Source organism: Nocardia sp. NPDC050718, from assembly GCF_040654235.1.
GTDB lineage: Bacteria > Actinomycetota > Actinomycetes > Mycobacteriales > Mycobacteriaceae > Nocardia.
Window position 1 is genome coordinate 911,314 of sequence record NZ_JBFAHQ010000001.1, and the last position, 25,834, is coordinate 937,147.

At 72.6% G+C, this 25,834-nt stretch carries 5 protein-coding genes; all 5 read left to right on the top strand.

Annotated elements, in window-relative coordinates:
* Positions 1 to 119: 119 nt before the first annotated feature.
* The 5 genes from mftF (at position 120) to AB0H54_RS04475 (ending at position 25,815) form a co-directional block, all read left to right on the top strand.
* On the top strand, positions 120 to 1,517 hold the full coding sequence (gene mftF, locus AB0H54_RS04455) for a mycofactocin biosynthesis glycosyltransferase MftF (RefSeq protein ID WP_355273679.1): 1,398 nt from the start codon (positions 120 to 122) through the stop codon (positions 1,515 to 1,517).
* A 10-nt stretch (positions 1,518 to 1,527) separates the two neighbouring features.
* Entirely contained in the window at positions 1,528 to 2,985 is a 1,458-nt protein-coding gene (gene mftG / locus AB0H54_RS04460) for a mycofactocin system GMC family oxidoreductase MftG (RefSeq protein WP_357342662.1), read from the top strand.
* A gap of 384 nt (positions 2,986 to 3,369) precedes the next feature.
* Positions 3,370 to 4,467, top strand: a complete 1,098-nt coding sequence (locus AB0H54_RS04465) for a GAF domain-containing protein (RefSeq protein WP_357342664.1) — start codon at positions 3,370 to 3,372, stop codon at positions 4,465 to 4,467.
* 469 nt (positions 4,468 to 4,936) lie between these two features.
* Positions 4,937 to 22,717, top strand: coding sequence for a non-ribosomal peptide synthase/polyketide synthase (locus AB0H54_RS04470; RefSeq protein ID WP_357342666.1), 17,781 nt, complete (start codon positions 4,937 to 4,939; stop codon positions 22,715 to 22,717).
* Positions 22,717 to 25,815 carry an AMP-binding protein gene (locus AB0H54_RS04475; protein WP_357342668.1) on the top strand — a complete coding sequence of 1,033 codons (3,099 nt, stop codon included), beginning with the start codon at positions 22,717 to 22,719 and terminating at the stop codon, positions 25,813 to 25,815. The genes AB0H54_RS04470 and AB0H54_RS04475 overlap by 1 nt, the downstream gene beginning before the upstream one ends.
* Positions 25,816 to 25,834 lie beyond the last annotated feature (19 nt).

The following is a 25,834-nucleotide window of genomic DNA, read 5'->3' on the forward strand; positions in this document are numbered from 1 at the left end:
GCGCTGCCGATCTTGTTGACGCGCCCGGTTTTCGGTCACGGCGGCATTTCTGGCGGACTTTCCTCCTTTTTTGTGGGGTGATGATGTCTGCGAGCTCGAGTGCGAATAGCATGCGAGGAATGCGCCATGATCGTCTGCCCGACGGCTTCGGGGTACGGATCGATCCACGGGTACGCGCATTTTCCGGGGGTCGGATCCTGATCGGTGGATCGCCCGCGCGGATCATGCGCCTGGCCCCGGAGGCCGCCGAGCTGATCGGCGACGGGTACCTGGAGGTGACCGACACCAAGTCCGCGATCGTCGCCCGCCGGCTGCTCGATTCCGGTGTGGCGAACCCGCGGCCGCGACTGCTGCCCTCGCTCGACGACGTCACCGTCGTCATCCCGCTGTACAACAACGCCGACGGGCTGATGCGGCTGCTGGCCACCCTGCGTGGGCACAACGTGATCGTCGTCGACGACGGTTCCGACGAGCCGGTGCTGATCCCGCCGCGGCAGGGCCGCGGGCAGGTGACCGTGCTGCGGCACGAGTCCCCGCTCGGTCCGGCCGCCGCCCGCAATGCCGGATTACGGGCGGCGACAACAGGCTTCGTCGCGTTCCTGGACTCCGACGTGGTGCCGCGCAGCGGCTGGCTCGAGGTCATGCTCGGGCACTTCAGCGATCCGCAGGTGGCGCTGGTCGCGCCGCGGATCGTCGCGCTGGACAAGGAGTCCAACGCGCTGGCCCGCTACGAGCACACCCGGTCCTCGCTCGATCTGGGCAGGCGCGAGTCCGCGGTGCACGCGCGCGGTGTCGTGTCCTACGTCCCGAGCGCGGCCCTGCTGACCCGGCGCGCCGCGCTGCTCGGCGAGGGCGGCTTCGACGAGTCGATGCAGGTGGCCGAGGACGTCGACCTGTGCTGGCGGCTGGAACGGACGGGCTGGCGGCTGCGCTACGAGCCCGCCGCGCACGTCGCCCACGATCACCGGGTGGCCTTCCGCGCCTGGTTCGGCCGCAGGCTGTTCTACGGCACCGGCGCCGCGCCGCTGAGCAAGCGGCACGCGGGCATGGTCACGCCGCTGTCGGTGCCGACCTGGACGGTGCTGGCGAGCATCCTTTTCGCGACGCTGTCCAAGTGGGGCCTGCTCGGCGGGCTGGTCACGCTGGCCACCGCCCTCGTCCGGATGCGGCGGGTGTTCACCGAACTGGACAATCCGACGCGCATCGCGGCGGTGTATCTGGCGCGCGGCTATTTCGCCGGGATGTGGCGGCTGGCTTCGGCGATGTGCCGGGACTACTGGCCGGTGACCCTGATCGCGGTGCTCGCCTCCCGGCGGATCCGCAAGATCGCGATCACGATGGCGCTGGCCGACGGTCTGGCCGACTGGTTCACCCACCGCGACGCGGGCGGCCTCGACCCGGTGCGGTACGTCGCCTACAAGCGGCTCGACGACGTGGCCTACGGCAGCGGCCTGTGGCTCGGCGTGATCAGGGCCCGCAGCTTCGAGGCGCTCAAGCCGAGCGTGCCGCCGCGCTGAGTTCGCCCACGTGACGGACACTCTCGTCGTCGGCGCCGGGTCGGCGGGCTGCGTGGTCGCGGCCGAGCTCAGCGCCGACCCCGCGCGGACGGTGCGGGTGCTGGAGGCCGGACCGGTCTGGGCCTCGGCCGCCGAGGTACCCGCTCGGCTGCTCGATCCGGGGCACCTGCCGGTCGGCCCGGAATCCGCCGTGGTGTGGCGGTACCCGGGAGATATCGTGCGGGGCAAGCTGATCGGCGGTTCGGGCGCGATCAACGGCAGCTACTTCGTCCGTCCGCCCGCCGCCGACTTCGCCGCGTGGAGCGCGGCGGCCGGGAGCGCGCGCTGGTCGTTCGACGCCGTGCTGCCCTTTCTCCGCGACGTGGAGACCGACCACGATTTCGGCGCCGCGCCCGGTCATGGCGCCACGGGTCCGATCCCGATCCGCCGCACGGCCGACCCGGCTCCGGTCAGCGTGGACTTCGCTGCGCGGTGCGCGGCGATGGGTTTCACGGAGATCGCCGACCTGAACGCCCGCCCCGAAGCGCGCCCCCCGGGCCGGGAAGCTCGCGCCGGAGTCGAGATTCCCGGTCACCCACCGGGTGCGGTGGGCTTCGGACGCGTGCCGCTGGCGATCGCGGACGGTCGCCGAGCGGGCCCCGCGTTCACCCATCTCTATCTCTATCCCGCACTCGCCCGCCCGAACCTCACGATCGCGGGCGCGACGATGGTGACCCGCCTGGTGGTGCGCGGCGCCAGGGTGGTCGGCGTCGAGTGGGCGCGTGGTCGCGCACACGGCACGGCGTACGCCGACCGGGTGATCCTGTGCGCGGGCGCGGTGGAATCGGCCGCGCTGCTGATCCGCTCGGGCATCGGCCCGGAGCCGCTGCTGCGCTCGCTCGGTGTGCCGGTGGTGCGGCCCGCGCCGGTGGGGCAGTGGTGCACCGACCATCCGGAGATCGGCGTCGAGTACCCGGCGCCCGCGCCGACGACGAGCGCCGTCGCCCTCGAATACGTCCTGGAACTCGACGACCTCGAACTGCGTCCGTATACCCCGATGTTCACGCCGGGCCTGCGCCGGCTCGGCGTCGCGCTGATGTATCCGGAGTCGACCGGCACACTCACCCTCGTCTCGGCCGACCCGGCCGTTCCCGCCCGGATCGACCAGGGCTATCTGCGCGCCGCCGCCGACCGCGACCGGCTGCGCGCCGGGGTCGAGGTCGCCGCGCGGATCCTCGACCGGCCGCTCGGCACCATCGACGACGCCTGGCTACGCTCGCATCTGGGGACGTCCCAGCACCTTTCGGGCACCTGCCGGATGGGCCCCGCCGACGACCCGCGCGCCGTGGTCGACGACCACGGCCGGGTGCACGGCATCGCGGGCCTGACCGTGGCCGATCTGTCGATCGTGCCCGTCCCGTTGGGCCGCGGCCCACAGGCCGCGACAGTGCTGCTCGCCACAGTGATAGCCCGTCGACACCGGGTGTGACGAAGTGACATCTGCTACCACAATGTGACCTGCGGGACAAACCCACACTTCTGACGAGGCTGCCGATAACTCACCGGTACAGTTTGTAGCGGGAAAGAAAGGCAAATGGTCAGCAATCTCGCAGGTGGGCGGCCCCCACGGCAGGCGGCAGAGTCGGGCGCACAGCTCGGAGCTCTGGAAGCCTATGCCGCACAGGCCCATGGTTTTCTCAGTGCCGGTGGTGACCAGCTGACCCAGCTGGCCGGCCTGTTGCGTCCGCTCGTTCTCGAGTCCTGGTTGCGCAGTACGCGTGGTGGAATCGATCCGACGGACATACTCGACGGTCGCGGTCTTCGTGGTGCCGATCTGGTGCGTTACCGGGATGCTCATCCCATTGCCGCGCTGATGCCACTCATCGACAAACTGCTGGTCCAGGACGCGGCGCGGGCTGGACTGATCGTGACGGTCGCCGACCAGTTCGGCCGGGTGCTGTCGGTGCACGGTCATCCGGAACAGGTCGCCGCCGCTGCCGAGATCGGCGTGCGCGAAGGCGACGATCTGAGCGAGCGCCGGATCGGGACGAACGCGGTCGGTCTCGTCGTGCGCACCGGCCGGGCGACGTGGATTCACGGACCCGAACATTTCCTCCATCGCATGCATCAGATCACCGGCGCGGCGGCCCCCGTGCACGAGCCGGACGGCCGGTTGATCGGCGTGCTGATGATTGCCGGCGGGATGCGGGTGGCCAAGCCTGAAATCCTCGCTCTGGTCAAGGCCGCGGCGACGGCGGCCGAGATGGATCTGGTGCTGCGGGCGATGCGGGCGGGTCGCGGGGTGCCCGCGGCCGAGCCCGGCCGCGCCGGCCAGCAGGCCGCCGATAGCGAACCGGCCCGGCTCGGACTCGAGGTCCTCGGACTCGGCCAGCCGCAATTGACGGTGGCGGGGGAGCGGGTGTCGCTGTCCCAGCGGCACGCCGAGATCCTGCTGTTGCTCACCGAACATCCCGAGGGGCTCGGCGCCGATCATCTGGCGCTGCTGCTCGACGACACCGATCTGGACAACGGCACCATCCGCGCGGCGATGTCGCGCCTGCGGTCGGTGATCGGCGCGTCGGTCGTCGGATCGCGCCCCTACCGTCTGCGCGTCCATGTCGCAACCGATGTGGAGGCCCTGCGGGCCGCGCTCGACTCCGGTGATATCGAATCCGCATTGCGCTTGTACGCCGGTCCGGTGCTCCCGAGATCGTCGGCTCCGGGCATCTGCGACATCCGCGACGAGCTTCGGGTGCGGTTGCGCACCGCGGTGCTCGCTTCCGCCGATCCCGGCGTGCTGCGCCGGTGGACCGCGGGCCCGGAAGGCCGCGACGACGCCGCCGCGTGGGCCGCGTACCGGTCCACCGTCGACCGCGATTCGCCCCTGTATGCGCAGATCGAGGCCAAGATCCGGGTGCTCGATCGGCGCCTCGGTACCGATGCAACGCAGATGCAACGTTTCGGCTCATAGTCTCCCGTTCTGAAAGTGTGGTAGCTCACACATCTGCCGAAGATGTGGTGTGGCACACACTGATGCCCAGGTCGTGGCAACCTCCCCGGAGAGACTGGACGTTTGTCCGAGTTTTTTATCGGAAAAAGTTCCTTTTTATTAACTGACCGCCTAGTGTCTGCAATGCATGGACAGGCAGCCATGTGATGTAAGTGACATAGCCGAGGCGCGAGGTTCGGGCCGCGGCCGCGATGTTGGAGGAACGATCAACAGCTAGGCACCCCGCGACGGACAGACCGGTTCGTCGCGCCGGCGGTCCAGGAGGACCGTCGATCTCGTCCACATGATCTGTCGGGGATCCTGCGCGAGTGGGGCGGTTGCGCCCACCGCGCTCAAAGGCGAATTTCTCGCTCCACGGAGTACCAAGGTGTCTTCGTGCTGCCCGAAAACGGTTCGCCTCTGCTTTTTTTCGCGATTCGAGGAGGCTCTGGTGCACGGTACGGAGTTGGGTGGGTTCAGCGCGCGACCGCAGGAAGCGGAGGTCGCCGCCACGGCGTCGGCACCGTTCCCGCTGACACCGGCCCAGCTGGGAGTCTGGTACGCGCAGCTGCTCGACCCCGAGGTCCCGATCACCATCGCCCAGTACGTCGACATCACCGGTGAGCTGGATGCGGCTGTGCTGCAACAGGTCACGGCCGAGGCCGCGCACGCCTACGGTTCCCCGCTGGTGCGCATCGGCGAATCCGACGGTGTCCCTTACCAGGTCGTCGACCACACCATCCCGGTCGAGAGCGAACTGCCACTGATCGATCTGCGCCACCACGACGACCCCGTCGCCGCCGCGCACGAGTGGATGCGCGCGGAGTTCGGCGCGCCGCTCGACCTGCTCACCGACCGCCTGGTGGCGGGCGCGGTGCTGCGCGTCGGCGAGGCCCGCTGGTTCTGGTACCTGCGCGGACATCACATCGTGCTCGACGGCTACGGCGCCTTCACCAACTCCCAGCGCATCGCCGAGCTCTACACCGCCCGGATCCTCGGGACCGAGGCCAAGGCGGCGGTTCCCGGCGACCTGGCCGAGCTCGTCGACGGCGAACAGCGCTACCGCGAGAGCACCCGCTTCGCCAACGACCGCGAGCACTGGGCCGAGCGCATCGCCGGCCTGGACAGCCCGACCAGCCTCGACAGCCGTACCGCGCCCCGCGCCGCGATCAACCTGGTGACCGGTGGACGGCTCTCGGAGAAGCTCGTCGACCGGCTGGAAACCATTGCCGCCAGCGATGATTCGACCATCTCCGCGGTGCTGCTCGCGGCCTTCGCGGCCTACCTCGGCCGGCTCACCGACCGCCCGGACGCGGTGCTCAGCCTGCCCGTCACCGCGCGCACCACCGCCGTGATGCGCCGCTCGGCGGGCATGCTGTCCAATATCGTCCCGCTGCGCCTGCCCACCGGCGCGGCGGGCGCGGCCACCACCTGGGGCGAGCTGCTGCGCGCGGCCCGCGTCGAGGTGGCGGGCGCGCTGCGGCATCAGCGCTACCGCGCCGAGGACATCCGCCGCGACGCCGAGGACGACGGCCGCCCCGCCCGGCGCGCGCTGTTCGGCCCGCTCGCCAACTTCATGCTCTTCCGCAGCGACCTCACCCTCGGCACCACCACGGGCCGCTACCGGGTGCTGTCCACCGGCCCGATCGAGGACCTGAGCCTCAACGTCTACTACGGCGACCGCGATCGCGTGCACGTCGACTTCGAGGCCAACCCGCACCTCTACGACCCGGACACGCTGGCCCGGCACCACTCCCGCTTCCTCGGTTTCCTCGAACGTCTCGCCGCCGCCGACCTGGACACCGCGGTCGGCGCGATCGAGGTCGCGACCGAGCTGGAACTGCAGGTCAGCACCAAGATCTGGAACGCGACCGGCTTCGACGTCGCCGCCGCGCTGGCCGAGCGCGCGGTGCCGGCCGCGACGCTGCCCGCGCTGTTCGAGGCCCAGGTCGCCCGCACTCCCGACGAGGTCGCCGTGCGGATGGCCGGTGACGACACCGCGACCCTGACCTACCGCGAGCTCGCGCAGCGGGTGAACCGGCTCGCCCGGCGGCTGCGCGCCGACGGGATCGGCCCGGAAGCGCTGGTGGCGCTGAGTATCCGGCGTTCGCCGGAGCTGGTCGTCGCCATGTACGCGGTGCTCGCCGCCGGCGCGGCCTACGTTCCGATCGACCCGGATCACCCGGCCGAGCGGATCGCGCACATCCTGGCCACCGCCGCCCCGGCCGTGGTCCTCACCACCTCGCGTGACGGCGCGCCCGGCGCCGACGCGCTGCCGGTGCTGGCCGTGGACGCGCTCGACCTCACCGGTTACGCCGACGCGCCGCTGACCGACGCCGAGCGCACCGCGCCGCTGCGTCCAGGACAGCCCGCGTACGTCATCTTCACCTCCGGCTCCACCGGCCTGCCCAAGGGCGTCGCGGTCGAGCACGCCGCGATCGTCAACCGGCTGGTGTGGATGCAGCAGGCCTACCGGCTGCACGGTGTCGACGTGGTGTTGCAGAAGACCCCGATGACCTTCGACGTCTCGGTGTGGGAGTTCTTCTGGCCCTTGCAGATCGGCGCGACGCTGCTGCTCGCCGAGCCGGACGGCCATCGCGATCCCGGCTACCTGCGCGGTGTGATCGCCGAATACGGCGTCACCGTCGCGCATTTCGTGCCCTCGATGCTGGAAGCCTTTCTGGCGCAGCAGGAGATCGCCGAGCGCACCTCGCTGCGGCTGGTCTTCGCTTCCGGCGAGGCGCTGCCCGCCGCCCTGGCGCAGCGGCTGCGGCTGCTCACCGGCGCGCGGCTGCACAATCTCTACGGCCCGACCGAGGCCGCGGTCGACGTCACCTTCCACGAGGTGAACGACGCGGACCGGACCACGGTGCCGATCGGCGCGCCGGTGTTCAACACCCGGCTCCATGTTCTCGACTCGCGGCTGCGGCCGGTACCGGTCGGGGCTCCGGGTGAGCTGTATCTGTCGGGGGTACAGCTCGCCCGGGGTTACGTCGGACGGCCCGAGCTCACCGCCGGGCGGTTCGTCGCCGATCTCGGCACGCCGGGCGAGCGGATGTACCGCACCGGCGACCTGGTCCGCTGGACCACCCACGGTGAACTGGAATACCTGGGCCGCACCGATTTCCAGGTGAAGCTGCGCGGTCTGCGGATCGAGCTCGGCGAGATCGAGGCCGTGCTCGAAGGGGTCGAGGGCGCGGTACGCGCCGTCGTCGTCGTGCGTGACGACGCGGGTGTCGGCGAACAGCTGGTCGCCTATGTGGTGGAGGCCGAGCCGGGCGCGGTCGCGGTGGACCTGCTGCGCGAGGCCGCGCTGCGGGCGCTGCCCGCGTACATGGTGCCCGCCGCGTTCGTGCTGCTCGACGCCCTGCCGGTGAACGCCTCCGGCAAGCTCGACCGCAGGGCGTTGCCCGCGCCCGCCCGCGTCGTGGTCGCCTACGCCGAACCCGTCGGACCGGTGGAACAGTCGGTGGCCAGGGTGTTCGGCGAGGTGCTCGGTCTGGACCGGGTCGGCCGCGACGACGACTTCTTCGCCCTGGGCGGCAACAGCCTGGTCGCCACCCAGGTGGCGGCCCGGCTCGGCGCCGATCTCGGTCTCCGGCTCGGTGTCCGCGACCTGTTCGGCGCGACCACGCCTGCCCGGCTGGCCGCCGCGGTCGCCGAGCGCGCCGACGCGGGTGTCACCGCTCAGCTGCCGGTGCTCGCGGCGGGCCCGCGCCCGGCGCTGATCCCGCTCTCGCCCGCGCAGCAGCGGATCTGGTTCCTCAATCGCTTCGATCCGTCCGCCCCCGGCTACAACATGCCGTTCGTGGTGCGGATGCGCGGCACCGCGAATCTGTCCGCGCTGGTCGCGGCGCTGAACGCGGTCGTCGACCGGCACGAGGCGCTGCGCACCGTGTTCCCCGCGGTGGACGTGCCCGGCGGCGAGGTGGCCGAACAGGTCGTGCGGGACGCCGGGATCGTCCGCGTCGAGGAACCGACCACGGTGGCCGCCGCGGAGCTGGACGCCGAACTCGCCCGATTCGCCTCCGCCGGTTTCGATCTCGAACACGAGGCGCCGTTCCGGGCCCGCATCTTCGTCGTCGCGGGTGCGGCGGCCGACCCGGCGGGCGAGTGCGCGCTGGCGGTCGTGCTGCACCACATCGCGGCCGACGGTGTGTCGCTCCAGGTCCTGGTGCGCGATGTCCTGGCCGCGTACCAGGCGGCGACCGTCGGGCTCGAGCCCGGCTGGGCGCCGTTGAGCGTCCAGTACGCCGACTACGCCCTGTGGCAGCGTGAACTGCTGGGCGCGGAGACCGATCCGCAGTCGCTCGCCTCGCGCGAAATCGCCTTTTGGGAAAGGACTCTCGCTGGTCTGCCGGATCAGCTGGAACTGCCGTCGGCCCGCCAGCGGCCGGTGGCGCCGAGCCTGCGCGGCGCGCGGACCGGCTTCACCATCGGCGCCGGCCTGCACCGGCAGCTGGCCGAGCTGGCCACCGAGGCGGGCGCGTCGCTGTTCATGGTGCTGCACACGGCGCTGGCCGTGCTGCTGGCCCGGATCGGCGGCGGCACCGACATCGCCATCGGCACCGGTGTAGCCGGCCGCGGCGACCGGGCGATCGACGATCTGATCGGCATGTTCGTCAACACCCTCGTGCTGCGCACCGAGATCGACCCGGCCGTGAGTTTCACCGCCGCGCTCGAGCACACCCGCGAGACCGACCTGGCGGCCTTCGCGCACGCCACCGTCCCGTTCGACCGGCTGGTCGACGTGGTCAACCCGGCGCGCTCGCAGGCCAGGCACCCGCTGTTCCAGGTGGCGCTGAACTTCCAGGCCGGCCTGGACACCAGCTTCGAGCTGGGCGGCTCGCCGGTGTCGGTGCGGGAGATCGAACTCGACATCACCAAGTTCGACCTGCAGTTCACCCTCGACGAAAGGCGCGGCGCCGCAGGCGAACCCGCGGGCATCGATGCCGTCGTCCTCTACGCCACCGACCTGTTCGACGACGCCGAGATCGTCGAGCTGGGCGCGCGGTTCACCCGACTACTCGCCGCGGCCGTCGCCGCGCCCGCCACTCCTGTCGGCGAACTACCGCTGCTGTCGCGGGCCGAGTACGCCCGCCTCACCGGCATGCGCGGCGCGCCCGTCACCGCCACCGGCCTGCTGCCCGACCTGCTCGCCGCCGCCGTCGCGGCCGACCAGGACCGGATCGCGGTCACCGACGGCGATCGTGCCCTCACCTACCGGGAACTCGACCGGGCGTCCTCGCGCCTGGCCAGGGTGCTGGTGGACGGTGGGGTCGGCCCCGACGACATCGTCGCGGTCGGGATTCCGCGCTCCGTCGAATCGGTGCTCGCCGTGTGGGCGATCGCCAAGGCCGGCGCGGCCTGGCTGCCCGTCGATCCGAGCTACCCGCTCGATCGGATCACCCATATGGTGACCGATTCCGGCGCGCGAGTCGGTCTTACGGTGTCCGAGGCGCAGCCCGCGCTGCCCGGCCCCACCGACTGGCTGGTGCTCGACGAACTGAAGCTGATGGCCGAGTGCGCCGCCCGCTCCAGCGCTCCGATCACCGACGCCGATCGGGTGCGGCCGCTGCGCGCCACGCACCTGGCCTATGTCATCTACACCTCCGGTTCCACCGGCCTGCCCAAGGGCGTGCTGGTGACCCAGGCCGGCATCGCAGGGTTCGCCGCCGAGGAGTCCGCGCGCATGTTCGGCACCGCCGACGCGCGGGTGCTGCAGGTCGGGTCGCCGTCGTTCGACATCTCGGTGATGGAGCTGCTGCTCGCGGTGAATTCGGCCGCCACCCTGGTGATCGCGCCGATGGGCCGCCACGTCGGCGCCGAACTGGCGCAGCTGCTGGCCGCGGAGCGGGTCACCCACGCGCTGATGACCCCCTCCGGTCTGGCGGTGCTCGATCCCGAACAGCTCGACGACCTGCGGATGGTGATGGTCGGTGGCGAGGCGTGCCCGCCCGATCTGGTCGCCCGCTGGACCGGCGGCACCGTGCCCCGCGCGTTCGTCAACGCCTACGGCCCGTCCGAGACGACCGTCGCGACCAACATCAGCGCCCCGCTGACGGCGGGTTCGCCGCTGACCCTCGGCACGCCACTGCGCGGCATCGCGCAGTGGGTGCTCGACGACCGGTTGCAGCCGGTGCCCGCCGGTGTCGCCGGTGAGCTGTACGTCGCCGGCGCGCAGGTGGCCCGTGGCTACCGCGGCCGGGCCGCGCTCACCGCGGGCCGCTTCGTCGCCTGCCCGTGGGAGCCGGGCGCGCGCATGTACCGCACCGGTGACCTGGTCCGCTGGACCGACGCGGGCACCCTGGAGTACCTGGGCCGCAACGACGACCAGGTGAAGCTGCGCGGTTTCCGGATCGAGCTCGGCGAGATCGAGGCCGCGCTGCTGGCCCAGCCGTCGGTGCGCCAGGCCGTCGTCCTGGTGCGGGCCGACGCGCATCGCGGTGACCAGCTGGTGGCCTACGTGGTGCCGGACGCGGCATCGGCCGACCTCGGCGCCGAGCTCGCCGCGACCCTGCGTGGCACCCTCGCCGCGCACATGGTCCCGTCGGCGTTCGTGCTGCTCGACGCGCTGCCGCTCACTCCGAACGGCAAGCTCGACCGCCGCGCGCTGCCCGAACCCGTCTTCGCCGCGCGCGCTTTCCGGGCGCCCGCCGCGGGCGTGGAGACCGTGGTGGCCCAGGTGTTCGGTGAGGTGCTCGGGGTCGAGCGGGTCGGCGCCGACGACGACTTCTTCGCCCTCGGCGGCAACTCGCTGATCGCCACCCAGGTGGCCTCCCGGCTCGGCGCCGCGCTCGGCCGCGCGGTGTCGCTGAAGACGCTGTTCGAAGCGCCGACCGTCACCGGCCTCGCGGCCGCGCTCGGCACGGCCGAGACCACCGTGGCCCGCCCGCCGCTGGTGGCGGGGGAACGGCCGCACCGGATTCCGCTGTCCTACGCGCAGCAGCGCATGTGGTTCCTCAACCAGTTCGACGCCGACTCCGTCGCCGACAACATCGCCGCCGCGATCCGGCTGACCGGCACCATCGACCACGCCGCCATGACCGCCGCGGTCGCCGCCGTCTTCGCCCGCCACGAGGCGCTGCGCACCCGCTACCCGGCCGTCGACGGCATCCCCTTCCAGCAGGTGCTCGACGCCGAGCAGCTGACCATCGCGCTCGAGCCCGAGTCCGTCCACCCGGCCGCGCTCGACGACCGCGTCCGCGCCCTCGCCGCGGTGCCGTTCGCGGTGGACCAGGAGCCGCCGGTCCGCCTGCACCTGCTGCGCCTCGGCGCCGAGCAGCACGTCCTCGTGCTGGTCCTGCACCACATCGCGGCCGACGGCTGGTCGGTCGCGCCGCTGACCCGCGATGTGATGGTGGCCTACGCCGCCCACCTGTCCGGTGCCGAGCCGGGGTGGGCGCCACTGCCCGTGCAGTACGCCGACTTCGCGCTGTGGCAGCGCGCCGCCCTCGGCGCCGAGGACGACCCGGACTCGCCGATGGCGCGCCAGATCGATTTCTGGACAGCGGAACTCGCCGATCTGCCGGATCTGCTCGCGCTGCCCGCCGATCGGCCCCGGCCCGCCGTCGCCTCGGGGCGCGGTGCCCGGCACACCTTCGCGGTGTCCGCCGCGCTCACCGAGCGGCTGCGCGCTGTGGCCGCGGATGCCCAGGCCTCGCTGTTCATGGTGCTGCACGCCGCGTTCGCCGCCACCCTGGCGAAACTGTCGGGGCAGCAGGACATCTCGATCGGCACGCCGGTGGCCGCTCGCGGCGATCAGGCGCTCGACGAGCTGGTCGGCATGTTCGTCAACACCCTGGTGCTGCGCACCCAGGTCGACCCGGCCGTCACCTTCGCCGACCTCGTCGGCACGGTCCGCGACGGCGATCTGCGCGCACTGGCCGCCACCGATGTCACCTTCGACCGGCTGGTCGAGGCGCTCAACCCCGAGCGCTCCACCGCCCGGCACCCGCTGTTCCAGGTGATGCTCGACTTCCAGAACAACTCCAGGACCGAACTCGAACTGGCCGGCCTGACCGCCGCCGAGATCGAGATCGACACCCACACCGCCAAATTCGACCTGCAGCTGACGCTGCGCGAGACCACCGACGGCCTGCTCGCCCGCTTCGAGTACGCGACCGACCTGTTCGACGCGCAGACCATCACAGATTTCGGCACCCGCCTGCTGCGGGTGCTGGAAACGGTGACCGCCGATCCCAGTGTCGTGATCGGCGACATCGACCTGCTCGGCGCCGCGGAGCGCACCCGGATCCTCGACACCTGGAACGCCACCGCGTACCCGGTCGACGAGACGATGACGCTGGTCTCGCTGTTCACGGCGCAGGCCGCGCGCACCCCGGGCGCGATCGCGCTGACCTTCGAGGGCGAGTCCCTGACCTACGGCGAGTTCGCCGAGCGGGTGAACCGCCTGGCCCGCCTGCTGATCTCGATCGGCGTCCGGCCCGATCGCACGGTCGCCCTCGGCATCCGCCGCTCGACCGATCTGGTCGTCGCGATGTACGCCGTGCTCGCCGCGGGCGGCGCCTACGTGCCGCTTGACCCCGAGCACCCGGCCGAGCGCCTCGCGCACGTCATCGACGCGGCCGCGCCGGTGTGCGTGCTCACCCGCGCCGTCGACGGACTCGACCTCCCCGAGACGAGTTCCGTCGCGGTGCTCGAGCTCGAACAGCTCGACACCACCGACTACCCGGCCGCGCCGATCACCGACGCCGACCGGCTCGCCACCCTGACCCCGGCCGACGCCGCCTACCTGATCTTCACCTCCGGCTCGACCGGCAGGCCCAAGGGCGTCGTGGTCTCGCACGCCGCCATCGTCAACCGCCTGGTGTGGATGCAGGACGCCTATCGGCTCACCGCGGCCGACACCGTGGTGCAGAAGACCCCGGCCACCTTCGACGTGTCGGTGTGGGAGTTCTTCTGGCCCTTGCAGATCGGTGCCCGGCTGGTGCTGGCCCGGCCCGACGGGCATCGTGATCCGGCCTACCTGGCCGAGCTGATCGACGCCGAGTCGGTGACCGTCGCGCACTTCGTCCCGTCGATGCTGTCGGTGTTCGTCGCGGCCATCGACGGTGCGCCGGCGACCGATCACCGGTGCGCCGCGCTGCGCATGGTGTTCGCCTCCGGTGAGGCCCTGCCGCCCGCGCCCGCCCACCGGCTGCACGCCCTGACCGGGGCCACGGTGCACAACCTCTACGGGCCGACCGAGGCCGCCGTCGACGTCACCTTCCACGAGGTGACAGCGGCCGATGTCGTCTCGGTGCCGATCGGCGAGCCCGTCCACAACACCCGCGTCTACGTCCTCGACGGCAGGCTGCGCCCGGTGCCGGTCGGCGTTCCCGGCGAGCTGTATCTGGCCGGTGCCCAGCTGGCGCGCGGGTACGCGGGCCGGGTCGACCTGACCGCCGACCGCTTCGTCGCCGACCCGTTCGCCTCGGGCGAGCGCATGTACCGCACCGGTGACCTGGTCACCTGGACCGCCGACGGTGAGCTGGAATACCTGGGCCGCACCGACTTCCAGGTGAAGCTGCGCGGTCTGCGGATCGAGCTCGGCGAGATCGAGGCCGCGCTCGGTGGGCTGACCGAGGTCGGGCAGGCGGCGGTCGTCGTCCGTGACGACCTGCTGGTGGCCTACCTCGTCCCCGCCGCCGACCTCGACGTCGACGGGGTGCGCGCCTCGCTCACCCGCACGCTCCCGGCCTACATGGTCCCGGCCGCCTTCGTCGAACTCGACGAGTTCCCGCTCAACGCCTCCGGCAAGCTCGATCGCAAGGCGCTGCCCGCGCCGGTGTTCGCGGCCGCGGTCTTCCGCGCCCCGGTCACCGAGGTGGAGCAGATCGTGGCCGGCGTCTTCGCCGCGGTCCTCGGCTTCCCCGCCGACCGGGAGGTCGGCCTCGACGACGACTTCTTCGCCCTCGGCGGCAACTCGCTCAACGCCACCCAGGTGGCGGCCCGCCTCGGCGCCGCGCTCGACACCCGGGTGCCGGTGCGGCTGCTCTTCGACGCGCCGACCGTCGTCGAGCTGGCCGCCCGCTGCACCGCGCTGCGCGGCACCGGGCGACGGGTCGAGCTCACCACCCGTGAACGCCCGCAGCGGATTCCGCTCTCGGCCGCGCAGCGCCGGATGTGGTTCCTCAACCGCTACCTCGCCGACGCCGACGGCTCGGGCGATGCCGTGAACAACATCCCGGTCGCCCTGCGGCTGACCGGCGAGCTCGACATCACCGCGCTCGAGGCGGCGCTCGCCGATCTGATCGGCAGGCACGAGACCCTGCGCACCAGCTACCCGGACGGCCCCGACGGCGCCGCCCAGCTGATCGCCGACGCCGCGCCCGTCACGCTGCGGGCCGAGCCGGTCAGCGCGGCCGAACTGCCCGCGCTGCTGCGGTCCCGCGCGGCGGTGCGGTTCGATCTCACCGCCGAGATCCCGCTGCGCGCGGCCCTGTTCGCGGTCGACGACGAGCACGTGCTCGTGCTGGTGGTGCACCACATCGCCGCCGACGGCTTCTCCCTCGGCCCGCTGGCGGCCGACCTGATGACCGCCTACGCCGCCCGCCGCGCCGGCCACGCCCCCGACTGGGCGCCGCTGCCGATCCAGTACGCCGACTACGCGCTCTGGCAGGACGAGAACCTCGGCGACGCCGCCGATCCCGACTCGCTGGCGCACGCGCAGCTGGCGTTCTGGCGGCGCGGCTTGGCCGGACTGCCGGAGCAGCTGGAGCTGCCGACCGACCGGCACCGCCCGGCCGAGTCCAGCTTCCACGGTGGGGTGCACCGCTTCCAGATCGACTCCGATCTGCACAGCGAGCTGCGCGAACTTGCCCGCAAGCACGAGGCCACCCTGTTCAGCACCGTGCACGCCGCGCTGGCCGTGCTGCTGGCCCGGCTCTCCGGCGGCAGCGACATCGCCATCGGCACCCCGGTCGCCGGTCGCGGCGAGGCCGCCCTCGACGGGCTGATCGGCATGTTCGTCAACACCCTGGTGCTGCGCAGCCAGATCGACCCGCGCGCCGCGTTCGAGACCACCCTCGACGCCGTGCGCGCCGGCGACCTCGACGCCCTCTCGCACGCGGACGTCCCGTTCGAGCAGATCGTCGACGCCGTCGACCCGGCGCGGGCGCGCAACCGCCACCCGCTGTTCCAGGTGGCGCTGGTGCTGCAGAACTTCACCGTGCCCGCGCTGACCGCCGCCGGACTACGGGTCGCGCCGATCGACATCGACGCCGCGGTGGCGAAGTTCGACCTGCAGTTCACCCTCACCGAAGCCGGCGACGTCGACGGCCGCGCCGACGGCATGGCCATCGAGATCGCCTACGCCACCGACCTGTTCGACGCGGGCAGCATCGCCGTGCTGGCTCGCCGGTTCACCCAGGTGCTGGCCGCGGTGGTCGCCGATCCGACCGTCGTCGTCGGTGACATCCAGCTGCTCAGCGCCGAGGAACAGCAGCGCATGCTGCACGACTGGGCCACCACCGGCGACGCGGTCGCCACCGGTGCCGAGACCATGCTGGACCGGTTCGCCGCGATCGCCGCGCGCCACCCGCACGCCGTCGCGGTGAAGGCCGCGGGCGCCACGCTCACCTACGACCAGCTCGACGCCTGGTCCAACCGGCTGGCCCGGCGCCTCGTCGGGGCCGGGGTCGGCCCGGAAACCCTGGTGGCCGTCGCCCTTCCGCGTTCGGTGGAACTGGCCGTCGCGCTGCTGGCCGTGCTCAAGGCGGGCGGCGGCTACCTGCCGATCGACCCGAACTACCCGGCCGACCGCATCGAGTACGTCCTCGACGACGCCCGCCCGCTGTGCGCGATCGCGAACACGGCCACCGGGCTGGCCAGGGACTGGTTCGGCGGCCCGGTGATCGACCCCGCCGCCGAGAACCTGACCGGCTTCGCGGCCGCGCCGCTGGCGGCGACCGACCGGCGCGCGCCGCTGGTCCCCGCGAACACCGCGTACGTCATCTACACCTCCGGCTCCACCGGCCGCCCCAAGGGCGTGGTGATCCCGCACGCGAACGTGCTCGCGCTGCTGGACAACAGCGAGCGCCACTTCGGCTTCGGCCCGTCGGACGTGTGGACGATGTTCCACTCCTACGCCTTCGACTTCTCGGTCTGGGAACTGTGGGGCGCGCTGCTGACCGGCGGCTCGATCGTGCTGGTCGACTACTACACCTCGCGCTCGCCCGAGCAGTTCCGCGAGCTGCTGCTGGCGGAGCGGGTGACCGTGCTCAACCAGACCCCGTCCGCGTTCTACCAGCTGATCGCCGCCGACCTGGCCGCCGCGCCGGGCGACTACGCCCTGCGCACGGTGATCTTCGGTGGTGAGGCGCTGGAACCGCAGCGGTTGACCGGCTGGTTCGCCAGGTACCCGCGCTCGCCGCGGCTGGTGAACATGTACGGCATCACCGAGACCACGGTGCACGCCTCGTACCGGGAGATCACCCCGGAGACCGGTTCGGCCAGCGTCATCGGCGGTGCCCTCGCGGGATTGACGGTGCGCGTGCTGGATTCGCGTCTGCGGCCGGTGCCGGTGGGCGTGCCCGGCGAGATCTACGTCTCCGGTGCGCAATTGGCGCGCGGCTATCTGGCTCGGCCCGACCTCACCGCGAGCCGGTTCGTCGCCGACGCCTACGGCGCCCCCGGCAGCATCGCCTACCGCTCGGGTGACCTGGCCCGCTGGACCGCCGACGGCGATCTGGAGTACCTGGGCCGGGCCGATCAGCAGGTGAACCTGCGCGGTTTCCGCGTCGAGCTCGGCGAGATCGAGGCCGCGCTGCTGCACAGCTCGGTGGCGCCGCGCGAGGTCGCGGTGCTGGTGCGCACCGACCTGGTCGACGAGCCGCGGATCGTGGCCTACCTGGTCGCCGGGCCCGACACCGGCCGGATCGACGCGGCGGCCATCCGCCAGGAGCTGGCCCGCACACTGCCCGAGCACATGCTCCCGGCGGCGGTCGTGCCGGTCGAGCGGATCCCGCTGACCGTCAACGGCAAGCTGGACCGGGCCGCGCTGCCGGCGCCGGTCTTCGAGACCACCGTCTACCGCAAGCCGGCCACGGTCACCGAGGAGATCATCGCCGCCGTGTACGCCGAGGTGCTCGGCCGCACCGGCGCCGACGATCAGCCGGTCGGCGCCGACGACGACTTCTTCGCGCTGGGCGGCAGCTCGCTGCTCGCCGCGAAGGCGGTCGCCCGGATCGGCTCCGCGCTGGATCGCCGGGTCGGTGTGCGCGCGCTGTTCGAGGCGCCGCAGGTCGGCGAGCTGGCCGCCGCGGTGGACGCGCAGGCGAAGGTCGACCGGCCCGCGCTGGTCGGCCGGGCCCGCCCCGAGCAGCTGCCGCTCTCGCCCGCCCAGCAGCGGATGTGGTTCCTCAACCGCTTCGACCGCGCCTCGGTCGCCTACAACATCCCGTTCGCGCTGCGCCTGTCCGGCGACCTCGATGTCGCCGCGCTGCGGGCGGCGGTGACCGATCTGGTCGCCCGCCACGAATCGCTGCGGACGGTGTACCCGGAGGTCGACGGCGTGCCGGTGCAGGCGATCAGCCCGGCCGCGCAGGCGGTGCCGGTGCTCGAGCCGGTCGCCGTCACCGCGGCCGACCTGCCCGGCGCGATCGCCGAGCTGGCCGCCACCACCTTCGACGTCACCGCCGAGATCCCGGTCCGGCTGCGCCTGTTCCAGGTGGGAGCCGCGGCCGAGCACGAGTTCGTGCTTGCCGCGGTCCTGCACCACATCGCCGCCGACGGTTCGTCGATCGCGCCGTTCGTCGCGGACCTGATGCGCGCCTACACCGCGCGGCTGGCCGACACCGCGCCCGGCTGGACGCCGCCCGCCGTGCAGTTCGCCGACTACGCGCTGTGGCAGCGGGAGCTGCTCGGCGACGAGGCCGACCCGGACTCCGTGGCCGCCCAGCAGGTCGGCTACTGGCAGGCCCAGCTGGCCGGGCTGCCCGACCAGCTGACCCTGCCGACCGACCGGCCCCGCCCGGCCCGGCAGAGCCTGCGCGGCGACAAGGTGGGCTTCACCGTCGACGCCGAGCTGCACGCCGCCCTGGTCGCCCTCGGCCGTGGCAACGGCGCCACGCTGTTCATGGTGGTGCACGCGGCCTTCGCCGCCCTGCTGGCCCGGCTCTCGGGGACCGCCGACATCGCGGTCGGCACGCCGAACGCGGGCCGAGGCGAAGCCGAACTCGACGAGGTCATCGGCATGTTCGTCAACACGCTGGTGCTGCGCACGCCGGTCGCCGGCGACGCGCCGTTCACCGACCTGCTCGCCGCCGCCCGCACCGCCGACATCGCCGCGTTCTCGCACGCCGACGTCCCGTTCGAGCGCCTGGTGGAGGTGCTCAACCCGGCTCGCTCCACCGCCAGGCACCCGCTGTTCCAGGTCGGCTACTCGTTCCAGAACCACGAGCGCGGGCAGCTCGAGCTGCCCGGCCTGACCATCTCGGACATCGAATTCGACTCCGGTGTCGCGCAATTCGACCTGCACCTGTTCGCCCTCGACCACTACACGGCCGACGGCGCGCCCGCGGGCATCGAGCTGGCGCTCGGCTACGCGAGCGACCTGTTCGACGCGGGCACCGCCGAGCGGTTCGCCGCTCAGCTGCGCCGCATCCTCGAATCCGTCACCGTCGCACCGGAAACCGTGGTCGGCGATCTCGATCTGCTCGGTGCCGACCGCGGCCTGCTGCTCGACACCTGGAACGCCACCGCGCACGCGGTGGAACCGGTCACGCTGGCTGAGCTCGGCGCGCGGCAGGCGGCCGCCACCCCCGGCGCGCTCGCCCTGGTCGACGCCGCGACCGGCACGGCGCTGGACTACGCCGCCTTCGACGCGCGGGTGAACCGGATCGCCCGGCTGCTGATCGCCGAGGGCGTCGGCCCGGAACGCACGGTCGTGCTGGCCATGCGGCGCGGGCCGGACCTGGTGATCGCCATGCACGCCGTGGTGCGGGCCGGCGGCGCGTATGTGCCGATCGACCCCGATCACCCGGTCGACCGGATCGCCTACATCGTCGAGACGGCCGCGCCGCTGTGCGTGCTCACCACCGCCGCCGACGGGCTGCCGATCGCCGTGGACGTGCCGGTGTTCGAGCTGGATCACACTGCGCTGTCGGAGCTTTCGGACGCGCCGGTGACCGATGCCGAGCGCATCGCGCCACTGCGGCCCGCCCATCCCGCGTACGTGATCTTCACGTCGGGGTCGACCGGCCTGCCCAAGGGTGTGGCCGTGCCGCACGCGGCGATCGTGAACCAGCTGGCCTGGCTGCACGACCGCTTCGAGATGACCGGCGCGGACCGGGTGCTGCTCAAGACCCCGGCCACCTTCGACCTCTCGGTCTGGGAGTTCTGGTCGCCGCTGACCTCCGGCGGGGCACTGATCGTCACCCGGCCCGGCGACGAACGCGATCCGGATCGGCTGCGCGACACCATGACCCGGCATGGCGTCACGGTGCTGCACGCGGTGCCGTCGCTGGTCGGCATGCTGCTGGCCGCCGAGGCCACACCGGCCCTGCCGGATTCGCTGCGCGCGGTCCTGGCCATCGGTGAGGCGCTGCCCGCCGCCACGGCCACCGAGTTCCGGGCCCGCGCTACCGGTGCCCGCCTGCACAACCTGTACGGGCCGACCGAGGCCGCCGTCTCGATCACCGAATACGAAGTGGCGCAGGATCCCTCGCACGTCGTGCCGATCGGCACACCGGCCTGGAACAGTGCGCTCTACGTCCTCGACGCCCGCCTGCGGCCGGTCCCCGTCGGTGTCGCCGGTGAGCTGTACCTCGCGGGCGACCAGCTCGCCCGTGGCTACTACGGTCGCCAAGCGCTGACCGCAGATCGCCTCGTCGCCAACCCCTTCGGAACCTTCGCGGCGACAGGACAGCCCGGCTCCCGCATGTACCGCACCGGCGACATCGTCCGGTGGCGCGCCGACGGCACCCTGGAGTACCTCGAGCGGGCCGACTTCCAGGTGAAGATCGGTGGCTTCCGGATCGAGCTGGGCGAGGTCGAGACCGCGCTGCTGCGGTGCGAAGGCGTGCGCGCGGCGGTCGCCGTGGCGAAGACCGATGAGCGTGCTGGTGCGCGCCTGATCGCCTATGCCGCGGTCGCCGATCTCACCCCCGGCGACGAGCACACGATCGCGGCGGAACTGCGCGGTGAGCTCGCGGCCGAACTGCCCGCGTACATGGTGCCCGCCGCCCTGGTGGTGCTGGAATCGTTGCCGCTCAATGCCAACGGCAAGGTCGACCGGGCCCGGCTGCCCGAGCCGGAGTTCGGCGACGCGGTCTTCCGCGCGCCGGTCACCGCGGCCGAACAGCTGGTCGCGCGGACCTTCGCCGAGGTGATCGGCTGCGCGAGCGCGGGCCTGGACGACGACTTCTTCGCCCTCGGCGGCAACTCGCTGATGGCGACCAGGCTGGCCGCCCGGCTCGGTGCCGCGCTCGGCGCGCAGGTGCCGGTGGCCGAGGTGTTCGACGCCCCGACCGTGGCCGCGCTGGCCGAGCGGCTCGGCGGCCTGGACCGCTCGCTCGCCCGCCCGCCGCTGACCCGGCGCACCGGCGACGGACCCGCGGTCCTCTCGCCCGCGCAGCAGCGCATGTGGGTGCTGCACCAGCTGGCACCGCAGTCGGCGGCCTATCACATCCCGGCCGCCATCCGGCTGACCGGCGAACTCGACCTGCCTGCCCTGCAATCGGCCGTCGGCGACCTGCTGTCGCGGCACGACACCCTGCGCACCCGCTACCCCGACACGGCGGCGGGACCGGTCCAGCAGGTGCTGCCCGCCTGGTCCGCCGCGGTCGAACTCACCCCGATCCCGGTCGCCGCCGCGGATGTCGAGGCCAGGATCACCGCCCTGGTGTCCCAGCCGTTCGACATCACCGCCGCGCCGCCGGTGCGGGTGGCGCTCTACGGGCTCGGCGCGAACGATCACGTCCTCGTCGTCGTGGTGCACCACATCAGCGCCGACGGCTACTCGATCGCGCCGCTCACCCGGGACCTGGTGCGCGCCTACGTCGATCGCAGCGAGGGCCGCGAACCCGGCTGGGCCCCACTGGAGATCCAGTACGGCGACTTCAGCGCCTGGCAGCACGAGCTGCTCGGCACCGACGCCGACCCGGACAGCGTGCTCACCCAGCAGCTGACCTACTGGACCAGGGAACTGTCCGGCGCGCCCGAACTGCTCGCGCTGCCCACCGACCGCCCCCGCGCCACCCGGCGCGAGATGCGCGGCGCGGCAGAGCGGTTCGAGATCGACGCGACCCTGACCCGGCGCCTCGACGAGGTCGCCCGCGAACACGGCACTACGCTGTTCACCCTGGTGCACAGCGCGCTGGCGGTGCTGCTGGCCAAGCAGTCCGGCAGCGCCGACATCACCATCGGCGCGCCGGTGGCCGGACGCGGTGCCCGCGAACTCGACGACCTGGTCGGCATGTTCGTCAACACCGTCGTCCTGCGCACCGAGGTGGACTCGCGGGCGCCGTTCACCGATCTGCTGGCCCAGGCCAGGCGGCGCGACCTCGCCGCCATCGCGCACGCCGACGTGCCGTTCGAGCAGGTCGTCGACGCCATGGGCCGGACCCGCTCGGCCGCCTACACCCCGCTGTTCCAGGTGATGCTCACCTTCCAGAACATGCCGCCCGGTGGCATCGAACTCCCCGGCCTGCACGTGCGGACCCTGGACCCCGGACTCGGCGAAGCCAAGTTCGACCTGCACCTGACCGCGTTGCAGCGCTACGACGCGGCCGGTGCGCTCGACGGGCTCGACGTGCACTTCGGTTACACCACCGACCTTTTCGACGCCTCGACCGTCCGGATTCTGGCCGAGCGGTTCCGCAAGGTCCTCGCGGCCGTCGCGGCCGACCCGGCCGTCACCGTGCGGGCGATCGATGTGCGCACCGACGCGGAGAAGACCCCGCGTCCGCGCACGTACACCATCGCCGATCTCCCGGGCCTCGTCGGCTCGGCGGCTCGGCTCGCGCCGGCGACCGTGGCATTCGCCCACGGCGAGCACGCCATCTCGTTCGGAACGCTCGACGCCAAGCTCACCGCGGTGAGCAAGGCGATGGGCGCCGCGATGAAACCCGAAGCGCTGGTGAACGTCGCGCTGGCCGGGCTGGTGCCCGGCGTGCTCGCCGCACTCGGCGCGTCCGGACTCACCACCACTCTGCAAACACTGGTGACCGATGCCGCCGCGGTGATCGCCCGGTCGGGGTCGGCTGACGACTCGGAAGGACAACTCTGATGTCGCACACGGATTCGGTCACGGCGGCTGTCTCGCTCGACGCGCTGCTGCGTGACCCGGCGGACGAGCGCAGGCGTGATCCCGCCACCTTGCTCGCCGCCTTCACCACCCAGATCCGCCAGGATCCCGATGCCGTCGCGGTGCGCGACGGCGCGACCGAGCTCAGCTACGGCGAGCTGGGCGAACGGGTCGACGCGCTGGCGGTCTGCCTGGCCGCCCGCGGGGTCGGGCCGGAGACCACGGTCGCGGTGGCGCTGCCGCGCTCGGCCGACCTGGTCGTCGCCGTGCACGCGGTGATCGCGGCGGGCGGCGCGTTCGTCCTGCTCGACCCGGACGCCCCCGCCGACGTGCGGCAGCGCACCGTCGCCCTCGCCGCGCCCGTCCTGGTGATCACCGCGCCGGAGGTGGCCCATCCCGCCGGCGTCCCGGTCCTGGGGATCGACGCCGAGCCCGCCGCCGATCTCAGCGCCGACGACCTGCCAGGGCCGGGCGCGGACAATCCGGCCTACCTGATCGTCGACGTGTCGGGCGCCAGCGCCGTGGTCGTCGGACACCGTGCCGCCCAGGCGAATTCGGTGTGGCGCCAGCGGCTCTGCGGTCTCGGCCCCGGTGACGCGGTGCTCTGGCACGCGCCGCTGAGCGAGCAGGCGAGCGTGGGGGAGCTGCTGCTCGCCCTGCAGACCGGCGCCACCCTGGTGCTGCCGACGAGCGACACGCTGGCCCGCTCGATCGCCGAGACCGGCGCCACCGCAGCCTGTTTCGACCCCGAGCAGCTCGCCGCGCTAGCCGCGCTGCCCGACGCCGAGGAACGGCTCGACTCGCTGCGAATCGTTCTGAGCTGCGGCGCCCCGCTGCCCGCGAAGACCGCGGCCGCGCTGCGCGCGGTGAGCGGCGCGACCCTGTGGCACGTCTACGGCAGGCCGGAGACCGCGGGCGAGGTCGTCGCGCACGAGGTGACCGGCGCCGACCTCGAGTCGGTCCCGCTCGGCTCGGCCGCCGACGATGTCGAGCTGCTGATCCTCGACGAGCAGCTGTGCCCCGTCCCCGACGGTGAGATCGGCGAACTCTACGTCTCCGGTGTGCAATTGGCGCGCGGGTACCTCGGGCGCCAGGCCACCGCCGCCACCTTCCTGGCCAACCCGATCGGCCCGGTGGACGACCGGATGTTCGCCACCGGCGACCTCGTGCGGCGCAGGCCGCCGGGCGACGGCTGGACCGCCGAACTCGAGTTCGTCGGCCGCGTCGACCCCGACGAGGTCACCGCGGCGCCGCACGGTGGACTGCCCGGTGAGCTGCTGCTCGACGAGTTCGAAGCGCAGGCCGCCGCGACCCCTTTCGACCCGGCGGTCGTGCACGCCCCGAGCACGGGCGGCGCGGCCTCGATCATCACCTACGGTGACCTGGACCGGCGCACCAACCAGCTGGCCCGGCACCTGACCGCGCTCGGTATCGGTCCGGAATCGGCTGTGCTGGTGGATGTTCCGCGCTCGGTGGAACTGGTGGTGGCGATGTACGCCGTGCTCAAGGCCGGTGGCGCCGTGGTGCCGGTCGACACCGCGAGCAGTCCCGCCGTGCTGCCGCCGGTCGCGAACCCGGCGCTGGTGCTCACCGTGCGCTCGCGCGATCACGCTGCGGTGTACGACATTCCGTCGGTCGTGGTCGACGACGTGCCGCTCGCCGACTATTCCGACGAGCCGATCACCAGGGCCGAACGGCGCACCCCGGTGCTGCCGGAACACCCGGCCTTCGTGCTGTACCCGCACGGCGCGACCCAGGGCATCACCATCAGCCACATCGCCGCCGTGCACCGGCTGACCGGCATGCAGGGCAGGCACGGCTTCACCGGGCGCGATGTTTACCTGCACCAGGCCGCCATCGGCGAGGTGACCGAGTGGCACGGCTACGTGCTGCCGTTGCGGGTCGGAGCCACCGTCGTCCTGACCGAACCACCCGACCCCGTGCGGTTAGCGAGCCTGGTCGCCGACTACGGCGTCACCGCCGCCGATTTCACGCCGCCGCGGCTGGCCGCGTTCACCGACCACGTGCACCGCGCGGGCCTGCGCGCCGCGATCGGCTCGCTGCGCAGCGTCGTCGTCCTCGGCGCGCCGCTCAGCGCGGCCGAGGTGCGGGCCTTCGGCGCGGTGACCGGCGCTCGGCTGCACCACGATTACGGCAGGGCCGAGGCCACGGTCACCCTCACCTATCCCGCCGCGCCCGGCGCGGACACCCCCGAGCCCCCGCCGGTGCGGGTCAGGGAATGGAATCGCCGGGTCTACGTGCTCGACGGGCGGCTGCGCCCGACCAGTCCCGGTGTCGCCGGTGAGCTGTACCTGTCCGGCGCGCAGCTGGCTCGGGGCTATCGCGACGATCCGCGCGCCACCTCGGACCGGTTCGTCGCCAACCCGTTCGGCATTCCGGGGGAGCGGATGTTCCGCACCGGGGAGCTGGCGCGCTGGGAGATCGACGGCACCACCGCCGCGCTCGTCCGCCTCGGCGCAGCCGGCGCGGCGACCGTGGGCGCGCTGGAATCGCTGCTCGGCCACGGTGCGAGCATGCGGGCCAGGATCGGTGCCGGGATCGGGGCGCGGATCACCGAACTGTCGCGGCGGCACGCGGTTCCGCCGTTCGCGGTCGTCCGGGCCGCGATGACGGTGCTGCTGGCCTGGCAGGCAGGCACGGCCGTGGCGGGCGCGACCACGCTGTCCGAGATCCTGTGCGCCGAACCGGATCCCGTGGTGTCCTCGGCCACCGCGGCGACCAGCGAGTCGTGCGCGCTGGCCGGGCCGCTCGGCGCGGTGACCTTGAGCTACCTCGACACCGGCGCCGAGGCGTTCGGCGTCCCCGGCCTCGAACTCACCGCCCTGCGCTTCGACGGACCGACGGTGGCCGACGGCGTGCACTTCATCGTCTCCACCCATGCCGACCCCGACGGCAATCTCGGCCTCGAACTCGAATACAGCACAGACCGTTTCGACGACCGCGCCGCCGCGACCCTGCTGCGCCGCTTCTCCCGCGCCCTGGGTCTGCTCACCGGCGACCCCGACGCCCCGAGCGACTCGTTCGACCTCAGCACCCCCGCCGAGCGCGCCGCGAGCTGACCCCCACCCCCTCAGGAAG